Annotated in this window: 7 protein-coding genes and 1 other RNA gene; all 8 read left to right on the top strand. The window is 65.4% G+C overall.

Annotated features, from left to right (window positions below; genetic code table 11):
• Nucleotides 1–36 precede the first annotated feature (36 nt).
• Nucleotides 37–369 (top strand): DUF4164 domain-containing protein, encoded by a 333-nt coding sequence (locus WCE35_RS26365; RefSeq protein WP_424596242.1) that lies wholly within the window; start codon nt 37–39, stop codon nt 367–369.
• Nucleotides 366–749 carry a cell division protein ZapA gene (locus WCE35_RS26360; protein WP_424596240.1) on the top strand — a complete coding sequence of 128 codons (384 nt, stop codon included), beginning with the start codon at nt 366–368 and terminating at the stop codon, nt 747–749. Before WCE35_RS26365 ends, WCE35_RS26360 begins: the two co-directional genes overlap by 4 nt.
• Before the next feature lie 53 nt (nt 750–802).
• Nucleotides 803–962, top strand: a non-coding RNA gene (ssrS, locus tag WCE35_RS26355) — 6S RNA.
• Between the two features lie 62 nt (nt 963–1,024).
• Nucleotides 1,025–1,609, top strand: a complete 585-nt coding sequence (locus WCE35_RS26350; RefSeq protein ID WP_424596239.1) for a 5-formyltetrahydrofolate cyclo-ligase — start codon at nt 1,025–1,027, stop codon at nt 1,607–1,609.
• Nucleotides 1,610–1,611: 2 nt separating this feature from the next.
• Nucleotides 1,612–2,436, top strand: coding sequence for a TIGR00282 family metallophosphoesterase (locus WCE35_RS26345; protein ID WP_424596238.1), 825 nt, complete (start codon nt 1,612–1,614; stop codon nt 2,434–2,436).
• A 142-nt stretch (nt 2,437–2,578) separates the two neighbouring features.
• Nucleotides 2,579–3,325: a YebC/PmpR family DNA-binding transcriptional regulator gene (locus WCE35_RS26340; RefSeq protein WP_424596237.1), complete on the top strand. Its 747-nt coding sequence runs from the start codon at nt 2,579–2,581 to the stop codon at nt 3,323–3,325.
• A 108-nt stretch (nt 3,326–3,433) separates the two neighbouring features.
• Nucleotides 3,434–3,961, top strand: coding sequence for a crossover junction endodeoxyribonuclease RuvC (ruvC, locus tag WCE35_RS26335; protein WP_424596241.1), 528 nt, complete (start codon nt 3,434–3,436; stop codon nt 3,959–3,961).
• Nucleotides 3,958–4,570: Holliday junction branch migration protein RuvA (gene ruvA / locus WCE35_RS26330; RefSeq protein WP_424596236.1), on the top strand; the 613-nt coding region annotated here is incomplete at its 3' end. The genes ruvC and ruvA, both read left to right, overlap by 4 nt.

Genomic DNA, 4,570 nt, shown 5'->3' with positions numbered 1-4,570 from the left:
TCCGGTTGGCTTGAGCCAGGGTCAGCGCTGTCTGTCATGAACGATCGTCCCGCCAACGGTCCTGTCAACGGTTCCGGCAACGCCGAGCCAGCATTGGCCGATATCGACGCCGCGACGCGCCGATTGATGGCGGCGCTCGAAGCGTTGGAAAGCGCGGTCGAGCGGCGGCGCGAGGCGGACCGCGACGAGAATGAGCTGGCGAGCCGGATCCAGGCCCTCGGCGCCGATCGATCGCGGCTTGCCGACGAACTCGATGGATCGCTGGTGAAGACGCGGCGGCTCGAGCGCACCAATCGGGAGATCGCCGAAAGACTCGATGCGGCGATCGGCACGATCCGCGCCGTTCTCGATTCCGGAGAGGATTCATGAGCCATATCAACGTCACCATCAACGGCCGGCAATACCGGATGGCCTGTGAGGAAGGCCAGGAAGTGCGGCTGCTGAAGCTCGCCGAGACGCTGGAATCGCGCATCGAAACGCTGCGGGGCAAGTTCGGCGAAATCGGCGACGCGCGGCTGACCGTGATGGCGGCCTTGACCGCCTGCGACGAGCTGCTCGACGCCAGCCAGCGCATCCGAGCCCTTGAGCAGGAGCTCGAGTCCCTGCGCACCGTCCGCGCCGCGGCCGCCGATCGTACCCGGGCGACGCAGGTGGCGGTATCGAATGCGCTGAACGCCGCAGCCGAGCGCATCGAGCGGACCACACAGGTGCTGAACCGCACCATCGGCGGCGGCGTCGCGATCGGCTGACCATCACGGCGTTACCGCTGGCGCATCGGTCCCATCGTGGCTACATTGGGGACGCGAAGCTGCGTTGCGCGTCAGGAGCCATATATCCCCGGGGCCTTATCGATCCTTTAGGGAACTGTCGCTGGCCGGGTCCGTGGACCCGGTCATATGGTGCCCACCTACTTTCGTAGGGAACTCCGGGATCGAGTGCTTCAACGGCTCTGTGGCTTCGCACTTTTGTTTTCGAGTTCGAATGTCGTCGTCAAGGCGGGCAAGCCCGGGCATGACGGTGAAGGATGTCGAGCCCTATCACTTCTTCCGACAAGGCAACATTGCGTGCCGCCGCGCTCGCGGCGCGCGATGCGTTGAGCGGTGAGCACCGGACGGCTGCGGCTCAAGCCATCGCGGCGCGCGGGCTGCCGGTTGAAGTCGCGCCCGGCGCGGTTGTCGCAGGTTACTCGCCGATCCGCGGCGAGATCGATCCGATCCCATTGATGCGAACGCTCGCCGCGCAGGGCGCGCGGCTGGCGCTGCCGGCGATCCTTGCGCGCGGCAAGTCGCTGGCATTTCGTGCCTGGTCTCACGGCGACAGGCTGATGCTCGGTCCGCTCGGCATTCTCGAACCGTCGCCCGCCGCGGCCGAACTCATCCCTGACATCGTGCTGGTGCCACTGGCGGCATTCGACGGTGCCGGTCACCGCATCGGCTACGGCGCCGGACATTATGACCGCACGCTGGCGCAATTGCGCAAGTCAAAGGCCGTCACGGCGATCGGCCTCGCCTTCGTGGTGCAGGAAATCGCCGCGGTTCCGGCGCTTCAGCACGACGTGGCGCTGGATTATGTGCTAACGGAAGCAAAACTGTTCGACTTCCGGAGCTGAACTTGCGTATCCTTTTCATCGGTGACGTCGTCGGCAAGACCGGCCGCGCCGCCGTCGCCGAGCACCTGCCGGGCATGATCCGCGACTGGTTGCTCGATCTGGTCATCATCAATGGCGAGAACTCCGCCGGCGGCTTCGGCATCACCGAGGCGATCTACCAGGAACTGCTCGACGCCGGCGCCGACGCCGTCACGCTCGGCAATCACGCCTGGAACCAGAAGGAAGCGCTGGTCTTCATCGAGCGCGCGCCGCGTCTGATCCGCCCGCTGAACTTTCCGCGCCACACGCCGGGCCGCGGCGCTGCCCTGGTCGATACCAAGAATGGCAAGCGCGCGCTGGTGATCAACGCCATGGGCCGCGTATTCATGGAGCCGCTCGACGATCCCTTCCACGCCATCGGCCGCGAGCTCGATGCCTGTCCGCTGCGCGAAATAGCCGACGCCATCGTGGTCGATTTCCATTGCGAGGCGACCAGCGAAAAACAGGGCATGGGGTTTTTCTGCGATGGCCGCGCCAGCCTCGTGGTCGGCACCCACACCCATGTGCCGACCGCCGATCATCAGGTGCTGCCCGGCGGCACCGCCTACATCAGCGACGCCGGCATGACCGGCGACTACGATTCGATCATCGGCATGCAGAAGGAAGAGCCGCTGCGCCGTTTCACCACCGGTATCCCGTCCAGCCGCTTCGAGCCGGCGACCGGGGTGGCGACGCTGAGCGGCGTCGCAGTCGAGACCGACGATGCGACCGGCCTGGCGCTGCGGATTGCGCCGGTGCGAAAGGGCGGCCGGCTGGAGAAAGCGTCACCGCCATTTTGGGTCGATTAGGTGCCAAATCCTGATACCTATTCCGGCAGGCGGCACGATCCTACCAAAAAGATCCGCCAATCTTTGATTTTGACCGTTTGCCGGCCTATAAGGCCGCGCTTTCACCCCAATTTCTCCCCGGACGAATCGCAAGAGACCTCGCATGGCCGGCCATTCCCAATTCAAGAACATCATGCACCGCAAGGGCCGGCAGGACGCCCAGAAATCGAAGCTGTTCGGCAAGCTGGCGCGTGAAATCACGGTCGCGGCCAAGATGGGCCAGCCCGATCCCAGCATGAATGCACGGCTGCGCGCTGCGATCATTTCCGCCCGCCAGGAAAACATGTCAAAGGACTCGATCGAGCGCGCGGTGAAGAAGGCCTCCGGCGGCGATGCGGAAAGCTACGACGAAATCCGTTACGAGGGCTATGGCCCCGGCGGGGTCGCGGTGATCGTCGAGGTGCTGACCGACAACCGCAACCGCACCGCCTCCGACATCCGTTCCTTTTTCGCCAAGTCCGGCGGCAATCTCGGCGAAACCGGTTCGGTCGCCTTCCTGTTCGATCGCACCGGCATCATCGAATATGACAAGCGCGTCGCCTCCGACGATGCGATGCTGGAGGCCGCGATCGAGGCCGGCGCCGACGATGTGGCGTCGAGCGAGAACGGCCATGAGATCTATGCCTCGCAGGAGACCTTTCGCGAGGTCGCAAAAGCGCTGGAGGCGAAGTTCGGCGAGGCGCGCAAGGCGGCGCTGACCTGGAAGCCGCAGAACACGGTCGCGGTGGACGACGAAACCGGCGAGAAGCTCTTGAGGCTGATGGATCTGCTCAACGAACATGACGACGTGCAGAATGTGCACGCCAATTTCGAGATCTCCGACGCGCTGGTCGCCAGGATGGGTGGGTAGTCTTGGCCGTGTCCGGGGCACGCAACATTCGGTTTTCGCGGGGGCATGACGGTTGACGGCGAGGCGCCCGCGCTAGGCGTGAGACTCCGGCATGGGGTATAAATGACCATGACACCTGTGCCGATTCGCCATCCCGTCCGCATCATCGGCATCGATCCGGGCCTGCGCCGCACCGGCTGGGGCGTGATCGAGATCGAGGGCAACCGGCTGATGTTCGTCGGCTGCGGCTCGGTGGAACCGCCGGAAGGATTGCCGCTGGCGAGCCGGCTGCTGGCGATTCATGAAGGGCTCGCTGCCGTGCTTGGCGATCTCAGGCCGCAGGAGGCCGCGGTCGAACAGACATTCGTCAACAAGGACGGCGTCGCCACGCTAAAACTCGGCCAGGCGCGCGGCGTCGCGATGCTGGCGCCGGCGATGTTCGGCATCACGGTCGCCGAATACGCGCCCAACCAGGTCAAGAAGACCGTGGTCGGCGCCGGCCATGCCGACAAGAACCAGGTTCTTGTGATGCTGAAAATATTGCTGCCGAAGGCCGAGCCGAAATCCGCCGATGCGGCCGATGCGCTGGCGGTCGCGATCACGCACGCGCATCACCGCCAGAGCGCATCGCTGCGGTTGAGGGTGGCGGGGCTATGATCGGCAAACTGAAAGGCCTGATCGACAGCTATGGCGAGGACTACGTGATCCTCGACGTCGGCGGCGTCGGCTATCAGGTGCATTGCGCTTCGCGCACGCTGCAGGCGCTGCCGGCGCCCGGCCAGGCCGCGGTGCTGTCGATCGAAACCTATGTGCGCGAGGACCAGATCAAACTGTTCGGCTTCCGCAGTGACGTCGAGCGCGAATGGTTTCGGCTGTTGCAGACGGTGCAGGGGGTCGGCGCCAAGGTGGCGCTGGCGGTGCTCTCCACCTTGCCGCCGACGGAACTGGCGAATGCGATCGCGCTGCGCGACAAGGCTTCGGTTGCGCGCACGCCCGGCGTCGGCCCGAAGGTCGCCGAGCGCATTGTCACCGAATTGAAGGACAAGGCGCCGGCCTTTGCCAATGTCGATCCGGCGCTGGTGCATCTGTCGGGTGCAATCGACCACGACCGCGCGCCGCGCCCGGTCACCGACGCGATCTCGGCGCTGGTCAATCTCGGCTACGGCCAGCCGCAGGCGGCCGCCGCGATCGCCTCGGCCTCGCGCAGCGCCGGTGAACACGCCGAGACCGCGCAGCTGATCCGGCTCGGGTTGAAGGAACTGGCAA

The sequence above is a fragment of the Bradyrhizobium sp. genome, assembly GCF_049691595.1.
GTDB lineage: Bacteria > Pseudomonadota > Alphaproteobacteria > Rhizobiales > Xanthobacteraceae > Bradyrhizobium.
Note: the sequence above shows the minus strand (reverse complement) of the source record. Positions and strands in the feature narration are given on the sequence as shown.

Bases quoted from the DNA above. Each gene is read 5' to 3' on its own strand.
- WCE35_RS26365 (WP_424596242.1), top strand. From the start codon at position 37: ATGAACGATCGTCCCGCCAACGGTCCTGTCAACGGTTCCGGCAACGCC.
- WCE35_RS26360 (WP_424596240.1), top strand. From the start codon at position 366: ATGAGCCATATCAACGTCACCATCAACGGCCGGCAATACCGGATGGCC.
- WCE35_RS26340 (WP_424596237.1), top strand. From the start codon at position 2,579: ATGGCCGGCCATTCCCAATTCAAGAACATCATGCACCGCAAGGGCCGG.
- ruvC (WP_424596241.1), top strand. From the start codon at position 3,434: ATGACACCTGTGCCGATTCGCCATCCCGTCCGCATCATCGGCATCGAT.
- WCE35_RS26350 (WP_424596239.1), top strand. From the start codon at position 1,025: ATGTCGAGCCCTATCACTTCTTCCGACAAGGCAACATTGCGTGCCGCC.